The following is a 21,504-nucleotide window of genomic DNA, read 5'->3' as shown; positions in this document are numbered from 1 at the left end:
CTGCCCCGCCTGCCCATGCCCCGCCTGCCCATGCCCCGCCTGCCCCTGCGTCGCCCGTCCCGGCCTCGCCGCCGAGGGATCAGCCGACCCACGACGGCCTCATCTCGTCGATCCCGGGAAGCCGGAGCACGGCAGAGCCCCCACCCGCAGCGGCGGGCCCGGGACCGGTCGCCGGTCGTCCCTCCACGGGTGCTGGCGCCGTCCCGTCCGCTGCTGACCCGGCCGAGCCCGAGGCGGACGACGCCACGGGTCAGATCCCCGTGCAGCGCCCCGCCCCGCAGACCCCGCCCGTCGAGCGTCCCGGATCGCAGCCCCCGGCGTCGCAGACTCCTGCGGCGACGAGTCCGCTGGCCGACGACGTCGAGATGACGCGGCTGCGGCCCGCCCGGGGCAAGGTTCCCGAGGTCCCGCACGCCGCGGGTCCCACCGTGGTGCTCGACCTGACCGACGGGCGACGGATGCCCGTGTCCGGCTCGGTGCTCATCGGCCGCAACCCGTCGCCCCGCGCGGGGGAGCACGTCGACCAGCTCATCACGATCGAGGACCCGGCCCGCTCGGTCTCCAAGACCCATCTCGCCGTCGGCGTCGAGCGCGGGACGGTCTGGATCAAGGACCGTGACTCGACCAACGGCACCGTGGTCACCCTCGACGACGGCCAGCAGATCCTGTGTGCCCCTGACCAGCAGGTCCGCCTCCCGGCGGGTGCCTCGGTGGCGATCGGCGACCACGGGTTCACCGTGCGGCTCGAGGACGCCGACGACGCCGCGGGGACCGCAGCTCCGACCGGCTGAGCCAGGGCCGCGGGCTCAGGTGGCGGGGGTCGTCCGTCGTGCGATGCGTTCGAGGCGCCCGGTGCGCAGGCCGTCGGTCGTGAGGATCACCAGGGCCAACCACACCAGGCCGAAGCCCCACCACCGCAGCGCGGGCATCTCCTCGCGGAAGACGAGCACCCCGACGAGGAACTGCATGGTCGGGGCCGCGTACTGCAGCAGACCGATCACGCTCAGCGGCAGGCGGCGCGCCGCGGCTCCGAAGAGCAGCAGCGGCACCGCGGTGATGACCCCGGTGCCCGCGAGGGCCAGGGCGTGCGGGGTCCCGTGCTGGGCGAAGGTCCCCAGGCCCACCGAGCCGAGCCACAGCAGGTAGACCAGGGCCACCGGGGTCAGCACGGCGGTCTCGACCGCGAGGGAGGTCACGGCCGGGACCGTCCGGCCCACCCGGTTCTTGATCAGGCCGTACAGGCCGAAGGTGCCGGCCAGGGCCAGGGCGACCCACGGCAACCGGCCCAGGCCCACGGTGATGACCCCGACGGCCAGCGCGCCGATACCCAGCGCCACCCACTGGGCGCGCCGCATGCGCTCACCCAGCACCAGCACCGCGAGGGCCACCGTGACCAGGGGGTTGATGTAGTAGCCGAGGGCCGCGTCGACCGTGTGCCCCGAGAGCACCCCGTGCACGAAGACGAGCCAGTTGGTCGCGACCAGCACCGCCGCCGTCGCCAGGGTCACCAGGGTGCGGAGGTCGCGGACCGCCGCCGCGAAGGTGCGCCCGCCCCGGGTGACGAGCAGGGCGACCGCGCAGAAGAGCAGGGACCACACGATCCGGTGGGCGACCACCTCGATCGGTGCCGAGGGCTCGAGCAGCGGGAAGTAGAGGGGCAGGAACCCCCACAGCAGGTAGGCGCTCACCCCGAGGGCCAGTCCCCAGCGGTCGGGGCCTGGGGCGTCGGCCGGCGTGAGGGCCTGGGCTGCCGGTCGCGGATCCACGAGCGTGAACCTACGCCCTCCCGGTGACGGGGACGGCGAGCCACCGGCTGGTGGTCGACGCCCGGCCCACCCCCCGGTCGCGCCTAGACTGGCCCGAGCGTCCCGGGGCGTGCCCGCGCGCCCCGCCCCTCCTCCGGAAGGTGTTTCCCCGCCGTGAGCAGCACTCCTGTGCGCGTCGCCATCGTCGGTGCTGGTCCCGCCGGCATCTACGCCGCCGACATCCTGTCCAAGGCCGACGTCGAGGTCTCGATCGACCTCTTCGAGCGCCTGCCCGCCCCGTTCGGCCTGGTGCGTTACGGCGTGGCCCCGGACCACCCGCGGATCAAGCAGATCATCGTGGCGCTGCACAAGATCCTCGATCGCGGGGACATCCGGCTGCTGAGCAACGTCGACTACGGCACCGACCTCGACCTCGAGGACATGCGGCGCTTCTACGACGCCGTCATCTTCTCGACCGGGGCGATCCGGGACGCGGACCTTCGGATCCCCGGCATCGACCTGCCCGGCTCCTACGGGGCCGCGGACTTCGTCTCCTGGTACGACGGGCACCCCGACGTGCCCCGCACGTGGCCCCTCGAGGCCGAGCAGATCGCCGTCGTCGGCGCGGGCAACGTGGCCCTCGACGTCGCGCGGATGCTGGCCAAGCACCCCGAGGACCTGCTGCCCACCGAGATCCCGGACAACGTGCACCAGGGCCTGATCGCCAACCCCGTGACCGACGTGCACGTCTTCGCGCGGCGCGGTCCGGCCCAGGCCAAGTTCAGCTCCCTCGAGCTGCGCGAGCTGGGCCACGTGCCGGACGTCGACGTCATCGTCTACCCCGAGGACTTCGAGTTCGACGAGGGCTCGATGGCCTCGATCCACTCCTCGAACCAGACCAAGCAGGTCGTCAAGACCCTCACGGACTGGACCCTCAAGGAGCCCGAGGAGCTCACCGCGAGCCGCCGGATCCACCTGCACTTCCTGCACCGCCCGGTCGAGGTGCTGGGGGAGGGGGCCGTGACGGGTCTGCGGACCGAGCGCACGGTGCTCACCGGGGACGGCACGGTCGCCGGCACGGGGGAGATGCACGACTGGCCCGTGCAGGCCGTCTACCGGGCCGTGGGCTACTTCGGCTCGCCGCTGCCCGGGCTGCCCTTCGACGACGTCGCCGGGGTCATCTCGAACCGCGAGGGCCGCGTCGTCCAGGCCGACGGAGAGCCCATGGCGGGGGTCTACACCACCGGATGGATCAAGCGAGGACCGGTGGGGCTGATCGGGCACACCAAGTCCGACGCGACCGAGACCATCAAGCACCTGGTCGCCGACGTCCCGGCCCTGGACCGCGCCCCCGAGCGTGACCCCGAGGCCGTGACGGCGTACCTCGCCGAGCGTGGGGTCGGCCACGTCGAGTGGTCCGGGTGGATGCTGCTGGACGCCTACGAGCAGTCCCTGGGCGAGCCGCACGGCCGTCAGCGGGTCAAGGTCGTCCCGCGCGAGGAGATGCTCGCGATCATCCGCGGCGAGGCCTGAGGGAACGCTCCGCGCGATCGGTGCGTTGACCTGGCATCGACGCATGAGGGAGGCACGGTGGGTGGTCGGCGGCACTTCAACGGTCTGAAGACGGCCGCGCTGTTCGGGTTCATGTGGGCCGTGCTGCTCGGGGTCGGTGCCCTGGTCGACGGCGGCAGCTTCCTCTGGCTCTTCGCCGGCCTGGGGGTGGCCAGCACGGCCTACAGCTACTGGAACTCGGACAAGATCGCGATCCGCGCCATGCGTGCGCGCCCGGTCAGCGAGATCGAGCAGCCGGCGATGTACCGGATCGTGCGCGAGCTCTCGACCACGGCCCGCCAGCCCATGCCGCGGCTCTACGTCTCACCGACCGCGGCGCCGAACGCGTTCGCGACCGGGCGCAACCCGCGCAACGCGGCGGTGTGCTGCACCGACGGCATCCTCGACCTGCTCGACGAGCGCGAGCTGCGCGGGGTGCTCGGCCACGAGCTGATGCACGTCTACAACCGCGACATCCTCACCTCGTCGGTCGCGGCCGCCGTCGCGGGCATCATCACGGCCTTCGCGCAGTTCCTCATGTTCTTCGGTGGGGGGCGTGACCGCGGCGGCAACCCCATCGCCATGCTCGCCATGGCCTTCCTGGCCCCGATGGCCGCGATGGTCATCCAGCTCGCCATCAGCAGGACCCGCGAGTACGACGCCGACGAGGACGGCGCCCGGCTGACCGGGGACCCGCTGGCCCTGGCCTCGGCCCTGGCCAAGCTCGAGCGCGGCACCCAACGGGCCCCGTTGCCCGCCAACCGTGATCTGGTCGACGTCTCCCACCTGATGATCGCCAACCCGTTCAAGGGCGCAGGGATGGCCAAGCTCTTCGCGACCCACCCGCCGATGGCCGACCGCATCGCCCGCCTGCACCGCATGGCCGGCCACCCCGCTCCCTAGCCCTCGCTCGTGTCGGAAGCCCAGGGTGCTCTGGGGTGTCCCAGGTCCTGGCACGAGATCGGTGGTGGGGCGGGAGCGGGGCCCTGGTGGGGCCCGGGACGGGTCAGCGGTAGTTGACGAACTGCAGGGCGACGTCGAGGTCGGAGCCCTTGAGCAGCGCGATCACGGACTGCAGCTCGTCGCGGCTCTTGGCCGAGACGCGCAGCTCGTCGCCCGTGATCTGCGTCTTGACCCCCTTGAGGCCTTCCTCGCGCACGATCTTCGCGATCTTCTTGGCGTCCTCGCTGCTCAGACCCTCCTTGAGGGTCGAGACCATGCGGTACTCCTTGCCCGAGGCGACCGGGTCGCCGGTGTCGAGGGCCTTGAGGGAGATGCCCCGGCGGATCAGCTTGGTGTGGAACACGTCGAGCACGGCCTTGGCCCGCTCCTCGGAGTTGGCGATGATCACGACCGACTCGCCGCTCCACGCGATCGAGGCCCCGACGTTCTTGAAGTCGTAGCGCTGGGAGACCTCCTTGGCGGCCTGGTTGAGCGCGTTGTCGACCTCCTGCCGGTCGACCTTGCTGACGACGTCGAACGAGGACTCCGAAGCCATGTCTCCTCCTGGGGTGGGGCGGGTGGGGGGCCTTCGGCACCGTACCGGCTGGGCTCGTGTCCCGAGAGGCCGCGCAGGCTTGCTATCCTTCCATCCGCACCTGTGCAGCACGACTGCCCAGGGGTGGACCCGGCAGGTTGCCCGAGCGGCCAAAGGGAGCTGACTGTAAATCAGCCGCGCAAGCTACGTGGGTTCGAATCCCTCACCTGCCACCACCACGAGGCCCCGTCCGGTTCGCCGGCCGGGGCCTTCGTCGTTCCCGCCCTCAGGACGCCCGTCCCTGGCGGTCTCGCGTCGCACGAGCGCACGCTGGAGGGGTCGACGCCGCGGGAGCACCCCCAGGACGTCCCGTGGCCCAGCAGCAGGCTCTGGACGCCGAGCTCGGGGACGCCGCGATCGTCGTGCACCCGGACGTGGCGCCGGCCGCGTCGTGCACTGGTCGGGATGGCCAGCCTCGCGGCGTACGCCTCGAGCACGTGGGGGATGCGCGGGCTGATCAAGTGCGCCGCCCTGGACCTGGGGCGCTACGGCATCAGGGTGAGCTCGATCCACCCGCGTGGGACCCGGACGCCGATGGCGGCCGGGGTGCACCACGCCATGTTCGCGACGCAGGCGATCCCACGCATCGGCGAGGTCGGGGAGATCGCCTCGGTGGTGGCCTTCCCGCTGAGCGCGGAGGCCTCGTCCATCACGGCGCCGAGCTCGCGGTGGACGGCGAGATGGTGCTCGGTACCCTGGCTCCTGAGCCCGTCTGAACCACGATTTCGCAGGCACGGCTCAGCGCGTGTACCCTGGCACGCGCTGCCCCGATAGCTCAGACGGCAGAGCGTCTCCATGGTAAGGAGAAGGTCAAGGGTTCGATTCCCTTTCGGGGCTCTGTTGGTGCCTGGACACCCAGGACGGTTCGCCGTCCTGGGTGTCACGGTGCTGATGCGGCGGGGTAGCTCAGGTGGTTAGAGCACACGGCTCATAATCGTGGTGTCGCGGGTTCGAGTCCCGCCCCCGCTACCACAGTGACAACGGCATGCCGGTCGACCTTCCGGCGGCGTGCGATCGACGATCCAGGTGCTGCTCGCGCAGCACGAGAGGTGGCAAGACCGTGGCCAGCAAGAGTCAGGACGTCCGTCCGAAGATCACGCTCGCCTGCGTGGACTGCAAGGAGCGGAACTACATCACCAAGAAGAACCGGCGCAACAACCCGGACCGTCTGGAGATGAAGAAGTTCTGCCCGCGCGACGGCAAGCACACGCTGCACCGCGAGACCCGCTGATCCAGCGCCTCGCGCGCTGACGGGGCTCGCTCCGCATCATGGGTATCAACCTCGAGTACGCGGGCCGGTCCTACCCGGCCACCGCGCCCTACACGGTCGGGCGCGAGCACCTGCGTGACTTCGCGAGCGCGGTCGGGGCGGAGCACCTGGTCCACCACGACGTCGACGCGGCGCGGTCCTTGGGGTACCCCGACGTGATCGCCCCGCCCACCTTCGCCGTCGTGATCGCCCAGCGGGCCGAGGCCCAGCTCGTCGAGGACCCCGAGGCGGGCATCGACTTCTCCCGGGTGGTGCACGCCGATGAGCGCTTCACCCACCACCGCCCCATCCACGCGGGGGACCAGCTCAGCACGGTGCTGCACGTCGACGGCATCGTCGAGCGGGCCGGCCTCGCGATGGTCACCACGCGCTGCGAGATCTCCGCGGCCGACGGCGCCCCCGTCTCCACGGTGCGCTCGACCCTCGCCGTTCGCGGGGAGGGGGCATGAGCCCCGTCCTGGCCGACCTCGAGGTCGGCCAGCTGATCGGTGAGCGCACCGTCGAGCTCGACCGCCGGGCCCTGGTCCGCTACGCGGGGGCGAGCGGCGACCTCAACCCCATCCACTGGAACGAGCGCGTCGCGGCCGAGGTCGGCCTCCCCGGGGTCATCGCCCACGGGATGCTCACCATGGGCACCGCCGTCGGCCTCGTGGGGGACTGGGCCGGGGACCCGGGCAAGGTCGTGGACTACGGCGTCCGCTTCACGCGCCCCGTCCCGGTGCCGGACCCTGGAGTGGCCACCGTGGAGATCAGCGGCGTGATCGGCGCGATCGATGCCGAGCAGGCCACCGTGCGCATCGACCTCACGGTCACCTGTGACGGCACCCGTGTGCTGGGCAAGGCCCAGGCCCTCGTCCGTCCCTGACCTTCCCGCGCGGCGCGCTAGGTGCGTGGTGGCCCCGTCGTCGTCCCGGTCCGCAGGGTGACGGGCAGCAGGGCGGGCTCGGGCTGCTCTCCTGCGAGGAGGGCTGCGACCGTCTGGCCGAGGGCCTCGCCCTTGGCTGCCAGGGGCTGGGCCACGGTGGTCAGCACGTCCGGGGCGAGCCACGGCAGGTCGATCCCGTCGAACCCCGCGACCGAGACGTCCTGCGGGACCCGCATGCCCAGGTCGCGGGCGGCGAGGAGCACGCCGGCCGCCAGGAGGTCGGACTGCGCGACGACGGCCGTCGGCGGGTCCTCGACGTCGAGCAGCAGGCGCCCGGCGGCCTGCCCCTCCTCGACCAGCGAGGCTGCGGCCTCGACCACCATCGTGGGCACGACCCCCGCGTCCTGGAACCCTTCGAGCCGGTGCTTGGTCGGTGTCCACCTCAGCTCGGTCATGCGCTCGGGGGACACCACGGCGCAGCGGCGGGGCCCGCCGAAGGGCAGGCTCACCACGGCGATCCGCTCGTGGCCGAGGTCCGCCAGGTGGCGGACGAGCTCCTCGGATCCTCGCCGGTCCTGGATGCCGACGACCGGCACCCCCTCGACCGCGGGGCCCTCCCCGATCACCACGGGCACGCCCCGGCGCTGGAGCGAGAGGAGAGCGGGGTCGTCCTCGCGGGATCCCCAGATGAGGACGGCGACGTCCATGGGTGCCGTCTCGAGCAGCGGGTCGACGCCGGTCGTGCCCTCGGTGGCGGGCATGCCCGGCACGAGCAGGACGCCGAGGCCCATCTGGCCGAGGGTGCTCACCAGGCCGTCGAGCACCTGCACCGAGACCGGGTCTCGGAAGCTGCGCCGCAGCTGGTCGCCGATCACCACGGCGGCGATGCCCGAGCGGCCGCTGCGCAACGAACGGCCCAGGGGGTTGGGGCCGGAGTACCCGAGCTCGCTCGCGGCGGCGTGGACGCGCTCGCGGGTCGCAGCGGCGATGGGCCCTGCACCCGAGAAGGCGAGGGAGGCGGTGGAGACCGAGACACCGGCCGCACCGGCCACGTCGGCCAGGGTTGGTCGACTGTGCCCCATCTCACCTGCCTCGTGGTCGAATCCGTTTGACGTTCCTGCAGCCTATCGGCAGACTTGACGCGACGCCTCGAAACGATTCGAACCCGGACCGGACCGCCCCTCGAGGGCCGCGCCGCTCCCGGATGCGACAGCAGGGCGTCACGGCACGAGGACGTGCCCGTCCCTCCCCGTGTCGGCAGCCCCGGCACTCGTGCTCTGCTCACCTGGATCGGCCTGCATGTCTGTGCTCCGCGCGCGCCGCGCGCCTCGTCCCACGCCCCGCGACGCCCACGTGGCCCCCGAGGTCCTGCGCGCCCGCAGGCTCCTCCTGGGCCTCTACGTGCTCCTCGGCCTGACCGTGTCGAGCTGGCTGTCCCGGCTGCCCTCGGTGCGGGCCCAGCTCGACCTCACCACGAGTGACCTCGGCGTCATCCTCCTGATCGGCGCCCTCGGCTCCCTGACCATGGTGCTGATCGCCGGGGCGATCGTGGTGCGCTGGGGCAGCCGTCGCACCATGCTGGTCGCGGCGACGCTGTTCAGCCTCGCGACCCTGGCCCTCGGGCTCGGCCCGACCATCGGCAGCGTGGCGGTCCTGGTGGCCGGGATCGTGCTGATGAGCGCCTCCTTCGCCCTGGGCAACGTGCCCATGAACGTCGAGACGGCCGTGATCGAGCGTCGCATGGGCCGCACGGTGGTGCCCCAGTTCCACGCGGCCTTCTCGATCGGCTCGGTGGTCGGCTCGGGGATCGGTGCACTGGCGGCCTGGGGCCAGGTCCCCCTGCTGATCCAGTTCGGCGTCGTGAGCGTCGTGAGCCTGGTGTGGCGGTTCCGCGCCGTGCCCGGTGCGGTGCTGCCCCTGCCGCCCGAGCCGGTCTGCGCGGCGCAGTCCGCGGACGCAGGCCCTCGTCGACGCGGTGCAGGGCTGCGCAGCTCCTTGGCCGCCTGGCGTGAGAAGCGCACCCTGCTCATCGGCCTGGTCGTCATGACTGCTGCCCTCTCGGAGGGCTCGGCCAACAACTGGCTGGCCATCGCGGTGGTCGACGGCTTCGCGCAGAGCGAGGCCGTCGCGGCCCTCGTCTTCGGGGTCTTCGTCGCCTCGATGACGGTCTCCCGCCTGGTCGGCACCCGCCTGATCGACCGGTTCGGCCGCGTCCTGGTCCTGCTCGGCTCGGGCGTGGTGTCCTTCGCGGGGCTCGCGCTCTTCGGCACGGCGCCCTCGCTGCCCCTCGCACTCCTCGGCGTCGTCGGGTGGGGCCTGGGAGCGGGGCTCGCCGTCCCGATCGGGATGGTCGCCGTCTCGGAGGACCCGATGCGTGCGGCGGGCCGGGTCGCCGTCGTCTCGGCCTTCGCCTCGGTGGCCTCCCTCGCGGCCCCGCCGCTGCTGGGCCTCGCCGCCGAGAGCCTGGGCACGCGCCAGGCGCTGCTGCTGATCCTCGGTGCGATGGTCGTGAGCATCGTCTTGTCGGGTCAGGTCCGCCCGACGGCGCCTCCCGCGGTCCCGAGCGGCGTGCGCCCCACCGGTCACCTCGAGGCCGGGTCGCTGCCCGCCCCCTCGGCCTCGGTCACCGGTGACGACCTCCTCGCCGAGGTCGTGGTCCCCGATACGCTCGCCGAGCTCGGAGAGGCCGAGCGGGTCCCGAGCGAGGTCGGTCGATGACGAGCACGCCCACCCCTGGTGATGCCGGGCGGCCCGAGCCTGCCCCGGTGCCGTCGGGCCCTGTCCTGTCCCCGCGTCAGGTGCAGCTGGCGAGCGCAGCGGTCTTCGCGACCTTCGTGCTCAACGGCTTCAACTTCGCCAACTGGGCGGCCCGCCTGCCCGCGGTGCGGGACCAGCTCGAGCTGCGTCCGAACGAGATGGGCGTGCTGCTGCTCCTCGGGGCGATCGGCTCCCTCGCGGCCCTGCCCCTGTCGGGGCTCGTGGTCCAGCGGCTCGGGGCGCGCCGCACCATCCTGACCTTCGCGGTGATCAACGTCGTCGGCCTGCTCGTCGCTGCGACCGGCGTCGCCCTCGGGACGACGTGGCTCGTGGCCGCTGCCCTGGTGCTCTTCGGCATCGGCACCGGTGTCTGGGACGCCGCGATGAACCTCGAGGGGGCCGCGGTCGAGCAGGCCCTGCACAAGGCCGTGATGCCGCGCTTCCACGCCGGCTTCTCCCTGGGCACCCTCGCTGGCGCCGGGGTCGGGGCGCTCGCCGCCTGGTTGCAGGCCCCCGTGGTGGTCCACCTCGCCGTCGCGCTGACCCTGAGCCTGACGGGCGTGGTGATCTCCTCGCGCTGGTTCCTGCCTGAGGGCACGCACAGCGAGACCCCGGGCTCGGCCGACGGTGCGCCGCGACGCAGCGTCTTCGCGGCCTGGCTCGAGCCCCGCACCCTGCTGATCGGCCTCGTGGTGCTCGCCGCCGCCCTGACCGAGGGGGCCGCCAACGACTGGGTCAGCCTCGCCGTGGTCGACGGCTTCGGCACCTCGAACGCGGTCGGCGCGCTCGGCTTCGCGGTCTTCGTGACCGCGATGACGGGGATGCGCTTCCTCGGGACGAGCCTGCTGGACCGGTGGGGCCGGATCGCGGTGCTGCGCCTCTCGGCCGGGCTCGCGCTGGTCGGGCTCCTGGTCTTCGGCCTGTCGCCGTGGATGTGGCTGGCTCTCGTCGGCGTCCTGGCGTGGGGCGCGGGAGCGGCCCTGGGGTTCCCGGTGGGCATGAGCGCCGCCTCGGACGACCCGCTGCGTGCTGCCCCGCGGGTCGCCGTCGTCGCGACCATCGGCTACAGCGCGTTCCTGGCCGGCCCGCCCCTGCTGGGATTCCTCGCCGAGCACGTCGGCTACCGCGAGGCGCTGCTGGTCATCACCATCCCCGTGGTGATCGGTCTGTTCGTGCTGCGTGCCGCCGAGCCCCTGCCCACCGCGGCCGGCGCGCGCCCGCGGGACTGACCGGGCCTAGCCTGGGTCCGTGACGACTTCCCCCGCAGCACCGCCCTCGAGCACCGCCGACGTGCCCGCCCTGGCCGACCTCACCACCCTGCGCCTGGGCGGACCTGCCGGGCGCTACGTCGAGGCTGCCAGCGCCGAGGAGCTCGTCGCGGAGGTCCGCGGGGCCGACGACGCCGGTGAGCCCGTCCTCGTGCTCGGTGGCGGGTCGAACCTCGTGGTGCCCGACGACGGCTTCCCGGGCCTGGTGGTCCGTGACGTCCGGACGGGCATCCGGCTCGAGGACGCCATGTCCTGCGTGGGCGCGTCGGTCACCGTGCCCGCGGGGACGCCGTGGGTCGACGTCGTCGATCGTGCGGTCGCCGAGGGGTGGGTCGGGGTCGAGGCCCTGGCGGGGATCCCCGGCTCCACGGGCGCGACCCCCGTGCAGAACGTGGGCGCCTACGGCCAGGAGGTTTCGGGGGTGGTCTCCACGGTGCGCGTGTGGGACCGCGAGCAGCAGCGGATCCGCACCCTCGCCCTGACGGACCTGGCCTTCGGGTACCGCACCTCGCTGCTCAAGCGCTCGCTGCGCGAGGCCGACGGCTCGCCGAGCCGTTGGGCCCCCACCCCGCGGTACGTGGTCCTCGAGGTCGGCTTCCAGCTGCGGCTCGGCACGCTCTCGGCCCCCGTGGCCTACGCCGAGCTGGCGCGCCGCCTCGGCGTCGCGGTGGGGGGGCGCGCCCCCCTCGCCGAGGTGCGCGCCGCGGTCCTCGAGCTGCGCGGGGGCAAGGGCATGGTGCTCGACGCCGCCGACCGCGACACCTGGAGCGCAGGCTCCTTCTTCACCAACCCCGTGGTCCCCGCCGAGGTGGCCGACATGCTGCCCGACGGGGCGCCCCGTTACCCGGTGCGCCCGACCATCTCCGAGGCCGCCCCCGCCGGCGGTGCGGGCCACGAGGCGCTGGTCAAGACGAGCGCCGCCTGGTTGATCGACAACGCGGGCTTCACCAAGGGCTACGGCCTGCCCGGGGTCGTGGGCCTGTCGACCAAGCACAGCCTGGCCCTCACCCACCGCGGCGGCGGCAGCACCGAGGACCTCCTGACCCTCGCGCGCAGCGTGCGGGACGGCGTCCGCGAGGCCTACGGCATCACCCTCGAGCCCGAGCCCGTGCTGGTCGGCTGCTCGCTCTGACCCTCGGGCTCCGCCAGCCACGCGTCGACCCCGGCCAGCAGCCGGCGTCGGGTCTCGTCGGTCGCGACCGAGGCGCGGATGGACCCGCGGGCGAGCTCGGCGAGGGCCGCGTCGTCGAAGCCGTGCACGGTCCGTGCGGCCTCGTACTGCGCGACCAGGCGCGAGCCGAAGAGCAGCGGGTCGTCGGCCCCCAGAGCCATCGTCACTCCTGCGTCGGCCAACCGGCGCAGCGGGACGTGGTGGTCCTCGGCGTAGACCCCGAGCGAGACGTTCGACGCCGGGCACACCTCGAGGGCGATGCCGCGCTCGACCACGGTCTCCAGCACGCGCGGGTCCTCGACCGCGCGGACCCCGTGACCCAGCCGGTCCGGACCCAGATGGTCGAGTACCTCGGTCACGTGCGCCGGTCCCAGGAGCTCGCCGCCGTGCGGCACCGAGGCGAGCCCCGCGCGACGGGCGATCGCGAAGGCCGGCCCGAACGCCTCGGTGTCCCCCCGACGCTCGTCGTTGCTCAGGCCGAAGCCCACCACCTGGCCGGGCTGGTCCCCGGCATGGCGAGCCGCGAGACGCGCGAGGGTCCGGGCCTCGAACGGGTGGCGCATGCGTGAGGCGGCGACCACCACCCCCACCTCGACACCGGTGCGGGCGCTCGCGGCCCTTGCCTCGTCCAGCACGATCTCCAGCGCCGGGGTGATCCCCCCGACGAAGGGGGCGTACGAGGTCGGGTCCACCTGCATCTCGAGCCGGCCCGAGCCCTCGGCGGCGTCGTCCTGCACAGCCTCCGCGACGATCCTTCGGAGGTGGGCCTCGGAACGCACGCAGGCACGGGCAGCGTCGTAGAGCCGTTGGAAGCGGAACCATCCGCGCGCCCCCGCGGGCAGCTGGAGCGGGTCGCCGTCGAGCAGGGCGCGGGGGAGGCGGACGTCGCGCTCCGCGGCGAGGTCCGCCAGGGTCGGGACGCGCATGGAGCCGGTGAAGTGCAGGTGGAGGTGCGCCTTGGGCAGGGCCGCCAGGTCACGCATCGGGTCAGTGTGCCAGCAGGTGGCCAGAGGAGAGAGGTGACGCCCTGGGGGCGTCGTCACCGCAGGAGGTGGGCGGGACCCCGCTCAGGGCGAGGGCAGCAGCCCGCGCTCGAGGGCCACGGTCACCGCACGGGTCCGGTCGTCGACGCCGAGCTTGGCGAAGACCCGCAGCAGGTGGGTCTTGACGGTGGCCTCGGTGATGAACAGCTGGGCGCCGATCTGCGCGTTGCTGCCTCCCCGGGCCACCGCGGCCAGCACCTCGAGCTCGCGGGGGGTGAGGCGTTCCTCGGGGCGGTGCACCTGGTGGACCAGGCGCCGCGCGACCGAGGGGGCGAGCACCGTGTCCCCGCGGGCCGCCGCGCGGATGCCGGCCACGAGATCGGGCTGCGGGGTGTCCTTGAGGAGGTACCCGGTGGCTCCGGCCTCGACGGCCCGCAGGATGTCGGTGTCGGTCTCGAAGGTCGTCAGCACGACGACGCGGGTCGCCGGCCAGCGGCCCGTGATCTGCCCGGTGGCCGTCGCCCCGTCGGTCCCGGGCATCCGCAGGTCCATGAGGACGACGTCGGGGGTGAGCTCCTCGACCATCTCGACCGCGGCACCGCCGTCGCCCGCCTGACCGACCACCGTCAGGTCGGGCTCGTCGGCCAGCAGCCCCACGAGCCCGGCGCGCACCACCGGATGGTCGTCGACGACCAGCACCCTGATCACGGCACCGTCCTCTCCTCGTCCTCGGCCCCCACCACGAGGGGTAGCGAGACCCGCACCCGGGTGCCGTCCCCGACCGAGCTCTCGACCGACAGGTCGCCGCCCCCCGCGGTGACCCGCTCGCGCATCCCGCGCAGCCCCAGGCCCGCCGCCGAGCCCGGGTCGAAGCCACGGCCGTCGTCCACCACCTCGAGGTGCACGGTACGGGCTGCGGGCGGCTCGCCGTCGGACCTGGTCGCCCGGCTCTCCACGGCGCCCCCGGTACCGGCCTGCCCGGGCCCCTCACGCAGCACCAGCCGGACCCGGTGCGCCGCGGCGTGGCGCCGCACGTTCGACAGCGCCTCCTGGGCGGCCCGGAGCAGCACCACCTCGCGCTCGCGGTCCAGCGGCGGCAGCTGCTCCGGGATGACGACCTCGACCACCACCCCTGTCTCCTGCGTGAAGCGTTCGGCGAGTCGGGTGAGGGCCTCGGCCAGGGAACCCTCCTGGAGCCCGACCGGCGCGAAGGCCGCGACCAGGGCACGGGCCTCGGCGAGGTTGTCCCGTGCTGTCTGCTCGACCAGGTCCATCCGGCCCCGGGCCTGGTCGAGGCGCCCGTGCTCGAGGTTCGATCGCGCGGTCTGGGCGAGCATGACGACGCTGGTGAACCCCTGCGCGAGGGTGTCGTGGATCTCGCGGGCCATCCGCTCCCGCTCGGCCGTCACCCCGGCCGCGTGGTGCGAGGCAGCGAGGGCCGCCTGGGTGGCCCGCAGCTCGTCGACGAGCACCGCGTACCGCTCCGCCTGCCGCATCGTGACTGCGACCCACAGGCCCAGGCCGATCGCGAAGACGAGCACCACGGCCATCTCGGCGGCGTTCCGCGCCAGGCTCCCCGCGGTCGGCCCGTGCGGCAGGGACATGGCCAGGGTCGCGCCGACGGCCAGCATCACCACCAGGACGATCCCCGTGCGGGTGCGCTCGACGAGCATCCAGATCTGCGAGAACCCGATGAAGAGCAGCAGGCTGCTGCCCGCGGTCGTGGCGATCGCCGTGCAGACCAGGACCATCATGATCAGCAGGTAGGCGAGGGCCTGACCTTGGTCACGGCTCCGGGCCGCCCGTCGCCCGAGCACCGCGTAGGCGAGGACGAGCCCCGCGATAGCGACGAGGGAGACCGGCGCCTGGGGCCCGAGGCGGTCGAGCTGGGCGACCACCGACACGGCCGTGAGGGCGGCGATGGCGTAGAAGGCGACGTCCCACCACACGACGTCCCTGGGCCACCGCGCGTCGATGCTCCTGACGGCGTCGCCGTCGGGCCGTTCAGCCGTCATCGCGCCGCTGCCAGCGGAAGGTCCGCACGCCCAGCACCAGGCCGACCACGAGGTACGCGACCAGCACCGCCGCCGTCGCCTCGTGCTGCCAGGATCCGGAGACCTCGAAGGCCTCGGCCTCCTCGGGCAGGAAGACCGAGCGCATGCCCTGCGCGAGCCACTTGAGGGGGAAGATCTCGGCCACCCGCTGCATCCACGTCGGCAGGTCGTTGAAGATGAAGAAGACCCCGGAGATGAACTGCAGGACCAGGACGATCGGCGTCACGACCGCCGAGGCGCTGCGCCCCGACCGCGGCACCGAGCTGAACGCCACGCCGCACACCGCGCCGGCCGCCGTGCCCAGGACGAAGACCCACGCGAAGGTCAGCCACTTGTCGGCGGTGGTCGGCAGGTCGATCCCGAAGGCGAGGGAGCCGAGCCCGATGAGCAGCACCATCTGGATCGCGCTGGTGAGCAGCACCGACCCGATCTTGCCCAGGAAGTAGGCCGCAGGGGGCATCGGGGTGCCGCGCAGCCGCTTGAGCCCGCCCTCGTCCCGCTCGACCGCGATGGACAGCGCGAGGTTCTGGAAGCTCGACAGCATCACGCCGGTCGCGACCATCCCGGGCAGGAAGTACTGCGCGAAGGGGATGCCGGGCTCGGGGCCGACGGTCGCGCCGCCCTGCCCGAAGACCGTCGCGAAGATCGCCAGCATGATCAGGGGGTAGGCGAAGATGAAGACGACCGCGTCGCGCTCGCGGAAGAACTGCCGGAGCTCCAGGACGGTGCGGGCCCAGGCGACGCGGGCCAGGCTCGGGAGGGCGGCCGCGGTGCCCTGGGGTGCGCGCCGGACGGTGGGCTCGGTCGTCGGGGCGGTGTGCGCATCGGTGTGCCCAGCGGTGTGCCCATCGGTGTGCCCAGCGGTGTGCCCAGCGGTGTGCTCGGTCGGGGGAGTGGTGGTGCTCATGCCGGGACCTCCTCGAGGTCGTGGTGGGAGGCCTCGCCGATGAGGCTGAGGTAGACGTCCTCGAGGGTCGGCCGGACCACCTCGAGGCCGGGGATCTCGCCCGGCCCGAGCCGCGCGGTCAGCGCGGCGACGAGGGCCGTCGGCTCGGCGGTCGTGGCGCTGCGGGCGGTGCTGTCCTCGACCCAGCGGACCATGACCTGCCGCGCCGCCCGGCCACCTAGGGCGGCCGGGGTGTCGAGGGCCACGACGCGACCGTCCCGCACCACGGCGCACCGGTCGGCCAGCTGCTCGGCCTCGTCGAGGTAGTGGGTGGTCAGCAGGATCGTGGTCCCCTCGTCCCGCAGGGAGCGCAGCAGGTCCCAGAAGGACCGGCGCGCCTCGGGGTCGAACCCGGTGGTGGGCTCGTCGAGGAAGAGCAGCTCGGGCCGACCGACGATGCCGAGGGCGACGTCGAGACGGCGACGCTGCCCGCCCGAGAGCTGGCGGACGCGGGTGCCTGCCTTCTCGGTCAGCCCGACCGCCGCGACCAGCTCCTCGGGGTCGCGCGGGCTGGGGTAGAAGGTGGCGAAGTGCTGCACCAGCTCGGCGACGGTCAGCTCGGCCTGGTCGTCGGCCGACTGCAGGACGATGCCCAGGCGGCTGCGCCACCGGCGGTCCCCGTGCTGGGGGTCGGTGCCGAGCACGGAGACCTCGCCGCGGTCCCGGTGGCGGTAGCCCTCGAGGATCTCGACGGTCGTGGTCTTCCCGGCGCCGTTGGGGCCCAGGACGGAGAAGATCTCGCCGTGCTCGACGGTCAGCTCGAGGCCGTCGACGGCGCGCTTGGGGCCGTAGTGCTTGTGCAGGTCACGGACGTGGACCGCGGTCGTGGGGCTCATGGCTCCAGCCTGGCCCAGGTGGGCCCTCGACGGGAGCCCTCGGGAGACCGGTCCTGGGGTCCACCGATCGGTGGACCCCAGGGGGAGTCAGCGGGCCTCGCCCAGCAGGGTCTGCAGGCGCCCGACGCCCTCGGCCAGGTCCTCGTCGCCCAAGGCGTAGGACAGGCGCAGGTACCCGCTCGGGCCGAAGGCCTCCCCGGGGACGACGGCGACCTCGGCCTCGTCGAGGATGAGGGCGGCGAGCTCGGCCGAGGTGGTCGGGGTGACGCCACGGATCGTCCGCCCGAGCAGCCCCTCGACGCTCGGGTAGGCGTAGAAGGCGCCCTGCGGCGTCGGGCAGTGCACGCCGTCGATCGCCGAGAGCATCTCGACCATGGTGCGCCGGCGCCGGTCGAAGGCCGTGCGCATCTCCTGGACCGCGGTGAGGTCCCCGGTGAGGGCGGCGATCGCCGCGCGCTGCGAGACGTTCGCGACGTTGGAGCTCAGGTGGGACTGCAGGTTGGTCGCCGCCTTGGTCACGTCCACCGGCGAGATCATCCAGCCGACCCGCCAACCGGTCATGGCGTAGGTCTTGGCCACACCGTTGAGGACGATGCTGCTGTCTGCCAGCTCGGGAACTGCGCGCACGATCGGGGTGAAGACGGTGTCGTCGTAGACGAGGTGCTCGTAGATCTCGTCGGTGATGACCCAGATGCCGTGCTCGAGGGCCCAGCGGCCGATCGCCTCGGTCTGCTCGGGGCTGTAGACCGCTCCGGTCGGGTTCGACGGCGAGCAGAAGAGCAGCACCTTGGTCCGCTCGGTGCGCGCGGCCTCGAGCTGCTCGACCGTGACGAGGTAGCCCTGGTCCGCGCCGGCGAAGACCTCGACCGGGTTGCCCCCGGCCAGCCGGATCGCCTCGGGGTAGGTGGTCCAGTACGGGGCCGGGAGCAGCACGTCGTCGCCGGGGTCGACGACGGTCGCGAAGGCCTGGTAGACGGCCTGCTTGCCTCCGTTGGTCACGAGGACCTGGTTGGTGGCCACCTCGTACCCCGAGTCGCGCAGGGTCTTGGCGGCGATGGCCTCACGCAGGTCGGGCAGGCCGGCCGCCGGGGTGTAGCGGTGGTTGGCGGGCACCGAGCAGGCGGCGACGGCGGCGTCGACGACGTACTGCGGGGTCGGGAAGTCGGGTTCGCCCGCACCGAAGCCGATGACGGGCCGGCCGGCGGCCTTGAGCGCCTTGGCCTTGGCGTCGACGGCGAGGGTCGCGGACTCGGCGATGGCGCCGACGCGGCGGGAGATCCTGGGGGCGGCGGAAGGTGTCTGGCTCACCGGTCCATACTGGCAGAGGTGCCTGCGGGGGGCGCGGGTCGGGTGCGAGCGAGGGGCCAGGGCGCAGGGGCCGAGGTGCAGGGACTGAGGTGCGGGGCAGGCGGCGGTTCGACCCATCGCCCGGGACCACGTACACTCGACCGCTGGTGGTTGACGTCCACCATGATGCGGCGTGCCCGCGTCGGTCGTGGACGTCGGCGCACCGAAGGGCAGTGGCGCAATTGGTAGCGCACCGGTCTCCAAAACCGGCGGTTGTGGGTTCGAGTCCCGCCTGCCCTGCGTGAACGGCCGGTCCCCGGCCGGGACGGCCCGCACGAGCGGGCGCAGCAGGGACCGAGCAGGTACCGCGAGACGTAGGTAGGGACGAACCGTGAGCGAATCCGCAGGAGCGGCCGCCGCAGGTGCCGAGGGCGCCGGTGACGGCTCGCGCCCGGCCGACCGGTCCAGCCGCCGCGGCCTCTTCGGACGTATCGCCCTGTTCGTCCGCCAGGTCTTCGCCGAGCTCAAGAAGGTCGTCCGTCCGACGCGCTCCGAGCTCATCACCTACACCACGGTGGTGCTGGTGTTCGTCGCCGTCGTGATGGCCTTCGTGACCGTCATCGACCTCGGCATCGGCCTGGCCACCGGCTGGATCTTCGGCGGCTAGCGCCGCCCGACCCCGGCCCGTCCGAGCATCACCCTCAGCAGAAAGCAGGTTCACCCCGTGTCGCAGGAGCCCCTGGACCCGACCGAGCAGGACGAGACGCAGGCCCCGGAGGCCGTCGTCGACGCACCGGTCGAGGCCGATGGCACGGAGGACGTCCTCGTGGACGAGGAGACCACGGAGCCCGAGGGGGCCGAGACCACCGAGGGTGCCGAGGTCGACGAGGCGCAGATCGAGGTGACCGAGGACGAGCCCGACGTCGCGCCCGTCGCGGAGCAGGACGACGAGGAGGACCCGGTCGCGGCCTTCAAGGCCGAGCTGCGGCGTCAGCCCGGCGACTGGTACGTCATCAACTCCTACGCGGGCTACGAGAACCGGGTCAAGGCCAACCTCGAGAACCGCACGCAGAGCCTCAACATGGAGGACTACATCCACCAGGTGGAGGTCCCCATGGAGGAGGTCACGGAGATCAAGAACGCCCAGCGCAAGGTCGTGCGCCGGGTGCGGATCCCCGGGTACGTGCTGGTGCGGATGGACCTGACCGACGAGTCCTGGGGCGCCGTCCGGCACACGCCGGGTGTCACGGGCTTCGTCGGCAACAGCCACCAGCCTCCGCCGCTGACCCTTGACGAGGTCTTCTCGATGCTCGCGCCGACCCTCGCCCCGGCGACGGAGAAGTCCGCCCCGGCGGGCGGCTCGGCCCCGCAGATCACCGTCGACTTCACGGTCGGCGAGTCGGTCACCGTGACCGACGGGCCCTTCGACACGCTCCCGGCGACGATCTCCGAGATCAACGCCGAGCAGCAGAAGCTCAAGGTGCTCGTCTCGATCTTCGGCCGGGAGACCCCGGTCGAGCTGTCCTTCAACCAGGTCGCCAAGATCTGATCGGTCCCGCAGCAGCGGGGCCGTGCGACAGCACTGCAACCGGGTCATCGCCCACGGCGTCGGCCCACTCAACGAACGGAAGGCATCATGCCCCCCAAGAAGAAGGTCTCCGGCCTGATCAAGCTCCAGATCAACGCTGGGGCTGCCACGCCGGCACCGCCCATCGGCCCTGCCCTGGGTCAGCACGGCGTCAACATCATGGAGTTCTGCAAGGCGTACAACGCGGCGACCGAGTCGCAGCGCGGGAACGTCGTGCCGGTCGAGATCACGGTCTACGAGGACCGCTCGTTTACCTTCATCACGAAGACCCCGCCGGCCGCCGAGCTCATCAAGAAGGCTGCCGGTGTGGCCAAGGGCTCGCCGACGCCGCACACCACGAAGGTCGCCGCGCTGACCAAGGACCAGGTCCGCGAGATCGCGCAGACCAAGCTCGAGGACCTCAACGCGAACGACATCGACGCCGCCATGAAGATCGTCGCCGGCACCGCGCGGTCGATGGGCATCACCGTCAAGGACTGACCGTCGCGGGACCATCCGGTCCCGGACACCCAGTGGCAGGGCCAGGCGCTGGCCCTAGGACCACGACTGCACACGAGGAGACACGCAGATGGCACAGCGCAGCAAGGCGTACCGCAAGGCCGACGAGACCATCGACCGCGAGCGGCTGTACACGCCGCTCGAGGCGATCCGCCTGGCCCAGAAGACGTCGACCACCAAGTACGACGCGACCGTCGAGGTGGCCTTCCGCCTCGGGGTCGACCCGCGCAAGGCGGACCAGATGGTCCGTGGCACGGTCAACCTCCCCCACGGCACGGGCAAGACCGCCCGCGTCCTGGTCTTCGCGACCGGCGAGCGCGCCGAGCAGGCCCGTGCAGCCGGCGCCGACGAGGTCGGTGGCGACGAGCTGATCGAGAAGGTCGCCGCCGGCTACACCGACTTCGACTCGGCCGTCGCGACGCCTGACCTCATGGGCAAGGTCGGTCGCCTCGGCAAGGTCCTCGGGCCCCGCGGCCTCATGCCGAATCCGAAGACCGGCACCGTGACGATGGACGTGGCCAAGGCCGTGTCCGAGATCAAGGGCGGCAAGATCGAGTTCCGCGTCGACAAGCACGCGAACCTGCACTTCATCATCGGCAAGGTCTCGTTCGCCGACGTGCAGCTCGTCGAGAACTACGCCGCTGCCCTCGACGAGGTCCTCCGGCTCAAGCCGTCCTCCTCCAAGGGCCGGTACATCTCGAAGGCGGTCGTGACGACCACCATGGGCCCGAGCATCCCGCTCGACCAGAACAAGACGCGCAACCTCACCGAGGACGAGGGCGACGCCGCCTGACGTCGCTACCACCGCAGTCGCCGCGAGGCCCGGCCCCCGAGGGGTGCCGGGCCTCGCGGCGTTCGTGACCAGGGTGGTGCCTCGTGCCACGTGCCACGTGCCACGTGTCGCGGGTGCCGTGCCGGTCCGCTCCCGTGCCAGCCGGGTCCCGTGCGGGCCGGGCACCGCGGCGGGGCCTCAGTGGCCCGTGTGGCCCCCCTCGATGCTCTCGGGGAGGTGGGCGTCCTCGGGGTGGCGGGTGCCGCTGTCCGGCACTGCCTGCTCGGCCACCTCGGTCGAGGCCAGCACGGGGCTCACCACCGCCGCGGTGAGCGTCGCGGCCAGGGCCCAGCCCGTCAGGGTGCGGGCAGCGCCT

23 protein-coding genes and 4 tRNA genes are annotated in these 21,504 nt (G+C 72.8%); 18 read left to right on the top strand and 9 right to left on the bottom strand.

Annotated elements, in window-relative coordinates:
- Positions 1 to 365 precede the first annotated feature (365 nt).
- The gene (locus L0B03_RS02995; RefSeq protein ID WP_250443910.1) at positions 366 to 791 is read left to right on the top strand and encodes an FHA domain-containing protein; all 426 of its coding nucleotides are present in this window, start codon (positions 366 to 368) and stop codon (positions 789 to 791) included.
- A 15-nt stretch (positions 792 to 806) separates the two neighbouring features.
- Here the strand turns inward: L0B03_RS02995 and rarD are convergent, their stop codons facing one another.
- Positions 807 to 1,766 carry an EamA family transporter RarD gene (gene rarD, locus L0B03_RS02990; protein WP_250443908.1) on the bottom strand — a complete coding sequence of 320 codons (960 nt, stop codon included), beginning with the start codon at positions 1,764 to 1,766 and terminating at the stop codon, positions 807 to 809.
- A 153-nt stretch (positions 1,767 to 1,919) separates the two neighbouring features.
- Here rarD and L0B03_RS02985 point away from each other — a divergent pair, with 153 nt between their 5' ends.
- Positions 1,920 to 3,278, top strand: coding sequence for an FAD-dependent oxidoreductase (locus L0B03_RS02985; protein WP_250443906.1), 1,359 nt, complete (start codon positions 1,920 to 1,922; stop codon positions 3,276 to 3,278).
- A gap of 57 nt (positions 3,279 to 3,335) precedes the next feature.
- Positions 3,336 to 4,199: a zinc metalloprotease HtpX gene (gene htpX / locus L0B03_RS02980; protein ID WP_308199986.1), complete on the top strand. Its 864-nt coding sequence runs from the start codon at positions 3,336 to 3,338 to the stop codon at positions 4,197 to 4,199.
- Positions 4,200 to 4,302: 103 nt separating this feature from the next.
- Here htpX and L0B03_RS02975 read toward each other — a convergent pair whose 3' ends face one another.
- On the bottom strand, positions 4,303 to 4,794 hold the full coding sequence (locus L0B03_RS02975; protein ID WP_250443904.1) for a YajQ family cyclic di-GMP-binding protein: 492 nt from the start codon (positions 4,792 to 4,794) through the stop codon (positions 4,303 to 4,305).
- A 131-nt stretch (positions 4,795 to 4,925) separates the two neighbouring features.
- Between L0B03_RS02975 and L0B03_RS02970 the strand changes: the two genes are divergently transcribed.
- From L0B03_RS02970 to L0B03_RS02940, 7 genes are all read left to right on the top strand, one after another.
- Positions 4,926 to 5,009 (top strand) — tRNA-Tyr (locus L0B03_RS02970).
- A 229-nt stretch (positions 5,010 to 5,238) separates the two neighbouring features.
- Positions 5,239 to 5,607 carry an SDR family oxidoreductase gene (locus L0B03_RS19680; RefSeq protein ID WP_374204865.1) on the top strand — a complete coding sequence of 123 codons (369 nt, stop codon included), beginning with the start codon at positions 5,239 to 5,241 and terminating at the stop codon, positions 5,605 to 5,607.
- Positions 5,598 to 5,670, top strand: a tRNA-Thr gene (locus L0B03_RS02960). The genes L0B03_RS19680 and L0B03_RS02960 overlap by 10 nt, the downstream gene beginning before the upstream one ends.
- Positions 5,671 to 5,728: 58 nt before the next feature.
- Positions 5,729 to 5,805, top strand: a tRNA-Met gene (locus L0B03_RS02955).
- Between the two features lie 88 nt (positions 5,806 to 5,893).
- Positions 5,894 to 6,064, top strand: coding sequence for a 50S ribosomal protein L33 (gene rpmG, locus L0B03_RS02950; protein WP_250443899.1), 171 nt, complete (start codon positions 5,894 to 5,896; stop codon positions 6,062 to 6,064).
- Positions 6,065 to 6,102: 38 nt separating this feature from the next.
- Positions 6,103 to 6,552, top strand: a complete 450-nt coding sequence (locus tag L0B03_RS02945; RefSeq protein WP_250443896.1) for a MaoC family dehydratase N-terminal domain-containing protein — start codon at positions 6,103 to 6,105, stop codon at positions 6,550 to 6,552.
- Positions 6,549 to 6,968 (top strand): MaoC family dehydratase, encoded by a 420-nt coding sequence (locus L0B03_RS02940; RefSeq protein ID WP_250443894.1) that lies wholly within the window; start codon positions 6,549 to 6,551, stop codon positions 6,966 to 6,968. The genes L0B03_RS02945 and L0B03_RS02940 overlap by 4 nt, the downstream gene beginning before the upstream one ends.
- A gap of 17 nt (positions 6,969 to 6,985) precedes the next feature.
- Here the strand turns inward: L0B03_RS02940 and L0B03_RS02935 are convergent, their stop codons facing one another.
- Positions 6,986 to 8,050, bottom strand: a complete 1,065-nt coding sequence (locus tag L0B03_RS02935) for a LacI family DNA-binding transcriptional regulator (RefSeq protein ID WP_250443892.1) — start codon at positions 8,048 to 8,050, stop codon at positions 6,986 to 6,988.
- 217 nt (positions 8,051 to 8,267) lie between these two features.
- Between L0B03_RS02935 and L0B03_RS02930 the strand changes: the two genes are divergently transcribed.
- The 3 genes from L0B03_RS02930 to L0B03_RS02920 are packed head-to-tail and all read left to right on the top strand — an operon-like array spanning position 8,268 to position 12,125.
- Positions 8,268 to 9,686, top strand: a complete 1,419-nt coding sequence (locus tag L0B03_RS02930) for a sugar MFS transporter (RefSeq protein WP_250443889.1) — start codon at positions 8,268 to 8,270, stop codon at positions 9,684 to 9,686.
- Positions 9,683 to 10,954, top strand: a complete 1,272-nt coding sequence (locus L0B03_RS02925) for an MFS transporter (protein ID WP_250443886.1) — start codon at positions 9,683 to 9,685, stop codon at positions 10,952 to 10,954. The genes L0B03_RS02930 and L0B03_RS02925 overlap by 4 nt, the downstream gene beginning before the upstream one ends.
- 19 nt (positions 10,955 to 10,973) lie before the next feature.
- Complete coding sequence (locus L0B03_RS02920) at positions 10,974 to 12,125, top strand: UDP-N-acetylmuramate dehydrogenase (protein ID WP_250443883.1); 1,152 nt, start codon at positions 10,974 to 10,976, stop codon at positions 12,123 to 12,125.
- Here the strand turns inward: L0B03_RS02920 and L0B03_RS02915 are convergent.
- From L0B03_RS02915 to L0B03_RS02890, 6 genes are all read right to left on the bottom strand, one after another.
- The gene (locus tag L0B03_RS02915; RefSeq protein WP_250443881.1) at positions 12,074 to 13,147 is read right to left on the bottom strand and encodes an adenosine deaminase; all 1,074 of its coding nucleotides are present in this window, start codon (positions 13,145 to 13,147) and stop codon (positions 12,074 to 12,076) included. The genes L0B03_RS02920 and L0B03_RS02915 overlap by 52 nt on opposite strands.
- Before the next feature lie 84 nt (positions 13,148 to 13,231).
- Positions 13,232 to 13,855: a response regulator transcription factor gene (locus L0B03_RS02910; protein ID WP_250443878.1), complete on the bottom strand. Its 624-nt coding sequence runs from the start codon at positions 13,853 to 13,855 to the stop codon at positions 13,232 to 13,234.
- Positions 13,852 to 15,162, bottom strand: a complete 1,311-nt coding sequence (locus L0B03_RS02905) for a sensor histidine kinase (protein ID WP_250443875.1) — start codon at positions 15,160 to 15,162, stop codon at positions 13,852 to 13,854. The genes L0B03_RS02910 and L0B03_RS02905 overlap by 4 nt, the downstream gene beginning before the upstream one ends.
- Positions 15,152 to 16,108 carry an ABC transporter permease gene (locus L0B03_RS02900; protein ID WP_250443872.1) on the bottom strand — a complete coding sequence of 319 codons (957 nt, stop codon included), beginning with the start codon at positions 16,106 to 16,108 and terminating at the stop codon, positions 15,152 to 15,154. Before L0B03_RS02900 ends, L0B03_RS02905 begins: the two co-directional genes overlap by 11 nt.
- Complete coding sequence (locus L0B03_RS02895; protein WP_250443868.1) at positions 16,105 to 16,983, bottom strand: ABC transporter ATP-binding protein; 879 nt, start codon at positions 16,981 to 16,983, stop codon at positions 16,105 to 16,107. The genes L0B03_RS02900 and L0B03_RS02895 overlap by 4 nt, the downstream gene beginning before the upstream one ends.
- Positions 16,984 to 17,070: 87 nt before the next feature.
- Positions 17,071 to 18,291 (bottom strand): pyridoxal phosphate-dependent aminotransferase, encoded by a 1,221-nt coding sequence (locus L0B03_RS02890; protein WP_250443865.1) that lies wholly within the window; start codon positions 18,289 to 18,291, stop codon positions 17,071 to 17,073.
- 206 nt (positions 18,292 to 18,497) lie between these two features.
- Between L0B03_RS02890 and L0B03_RS02885 the strand changes: the two genes are divergently transcribed.
- The 5 genes from L0B03_RS02885 (at position 18,498) to rplA (ending at position 21,149) form a co-directional block, all read left to right on the top strand.
- Positions 18,498 to 18,570: transfer RNA gene (locus L0B03_RS02885), tRNA-Trp, on the top strand.
- Positions 18,571 to 18,661: 91 nt separating this feature from the next.
- Positions 18,662 to 18,937 carry a preprotein translocase subunit SecE gene (secE, locus tag L0B03_RS02880; RefSeq protein ID WP_250443861.1) on the top strand — a complete coding sequence of 92 codons (276 nt, stop codon included), beginning with the start codon at positions 18,662 to 18,664 and terminating at the stop codon, positions 18,935 to 18,937.
- Between the two features lie 57 nt (positions 18,938 to 18,994).
- Entirely contained in the window at positions 18,995 to 19,819 is an 825-nt protein-coding gene (gene nusG, locus L0B03_RS02875; protein ID WP_250443859.1) for a transcription termination/antitermination protein NusG, read from the top strand.
- Positions 19,820 to 19,906: 87 nt separating this feature from the next.
- Complete coding sequence (rplK, locus tag L0B03_RS02870) at positions 19,907 to 20,338, top strand: 50S ribosomal protein L11 (RefSeq protein ID WP_208056052.1); 432 nt, start codon at positions 19,907 to 19,909, stop codon at positions 20,336 to 20,338.
- Between the two features lie 88 nt (positions 20,339 to 20,426).
- Positions 20,427 to 21,149: a 50S ribosomal protein L1 gene (gene rplA, locus L0B03_RS02865; protein WP_250443856.1), complete on the top strand. Its 723-nt coding sequence runs from the start codon at positions 20,427 to 20,429 to the stop codon at positions 21,147 to 21,149.
- The last annotated feature ends 355 nt before the right edge of the window (positions 21,150 to 21,504 follow it).

Source organism: Actinotalea sp. C106 (assembly GCF_023630195.1).
In the GTDB taxonomy this organism is placed as follows: Bacteria; Actinomycetota; Actinomycetes; order Actinomycetales; family Cellulomonadaceae; genus Actinotalea.
The sequence above is the reverse complement of the archived record's forward strand: the minus strand, read 5'-3'. Positions and strand labels throughout refer to the sequence as shown.

Bases quoted from the DNA above. Each gene is read 5' to 3' on its own strand.
- L0B03_RS02945 (WP_250443896.1), top strand. From the start codon at position 6,103: ATGGGTATCAACCTCGAGTACGCGGGCCGGTCCTACCCGGCCACCGCG.
- L0B03_RS02995 (WP_250443910.1), top strand. From the start codon at position 366: ATGACGCGGCTGCGGCCCGCCCGGGGCAAGGTTCCCGAGGTCCCGCAC.
- L0B03_RS02905 (WP_250443875.1), bottom strand. From the start codon at position 15,162: ATGACGGCTGAACGGCCCGACGGCGACGCCGTCAGGAGCATCGACGCG.
- L0B03_RS19680 (WP_374204865.1), top strand. From the start codon at position 5,239: ATGGCCAGCCTCGCGGCGTACGCCTCGAGCACGTGGGGGATGCGCGGG.
- rplK (WP_208056052.1), top strand. From the start codon at position 19,907: ATGCCCCCCAAGAAGAAGGTCTCCGGCCTGATCAAGCTCCAGATCAAC.
- L0B03_RS02930 (WP_250443889.1), top strand. From the start codon at position 8,268: ATGTCTGTGCTCCGCGCGCGCCGCGCGCCTCGTCCCACGCCCCGCGAC.
- L0B03_RS02915 (WP_250443881.1), bottom strand. From the start codon at position 13,147: ATGCGTGACCTGGCGGCCCTGCCCAAGGCGCACCTCCACCTGCACTTC.
- L0B03_RS02900 (WP_250443872.1), bottom strand. From the start codon at position 16,108: ATGAGCACCACCACTCCCCCGACCGAGCACACCGCTGGGCACACCGCT.
- L0B03_RS02935 (WP_250443892.1), bottom strand. From the start codon at position 8,050: ATGGGGCACAGTCGACCAACCCTGGCCGACGTGGCCGGTGCGGCCGGT.
- rplA (WP_250443856.1), top strand. From the start codon at position 20,427: ATGGCACAGCGCAGCAAGGCGTACCGCAAGGCCGACGAGACCATCGAC.
- L0B03_RS02925 (WP_250443886.1), top strand. From the start codon at position 9,683: ATGACGAGCACGCCCACCCCTGGTGATGCCGGGCGGCCCGAGCCTGCC.
- L0B03_RS02940 (WP_250443894.1), top strand. From the start codon at position 6,549: ATGAGCCCCGTCCTGGCCGACCTCGAGGTCGGCCAGCTGATCGGTGAG.
- L0B03_RS02895 (WP_250443868.1), bottom strand. From the start codon at position 16,983: ATGAGCCCCACGACCGCGGTCCACGTCCGTGACCTGCACAAGCACTAC.
- L0B03_RS02975 (WP_250443904.1), bottom strand. From the start codon at position 4,794: ATGGCTTCGGAGTCCTCGTTCGACGTCGTCAGCAAGGTCGACCGGCAG.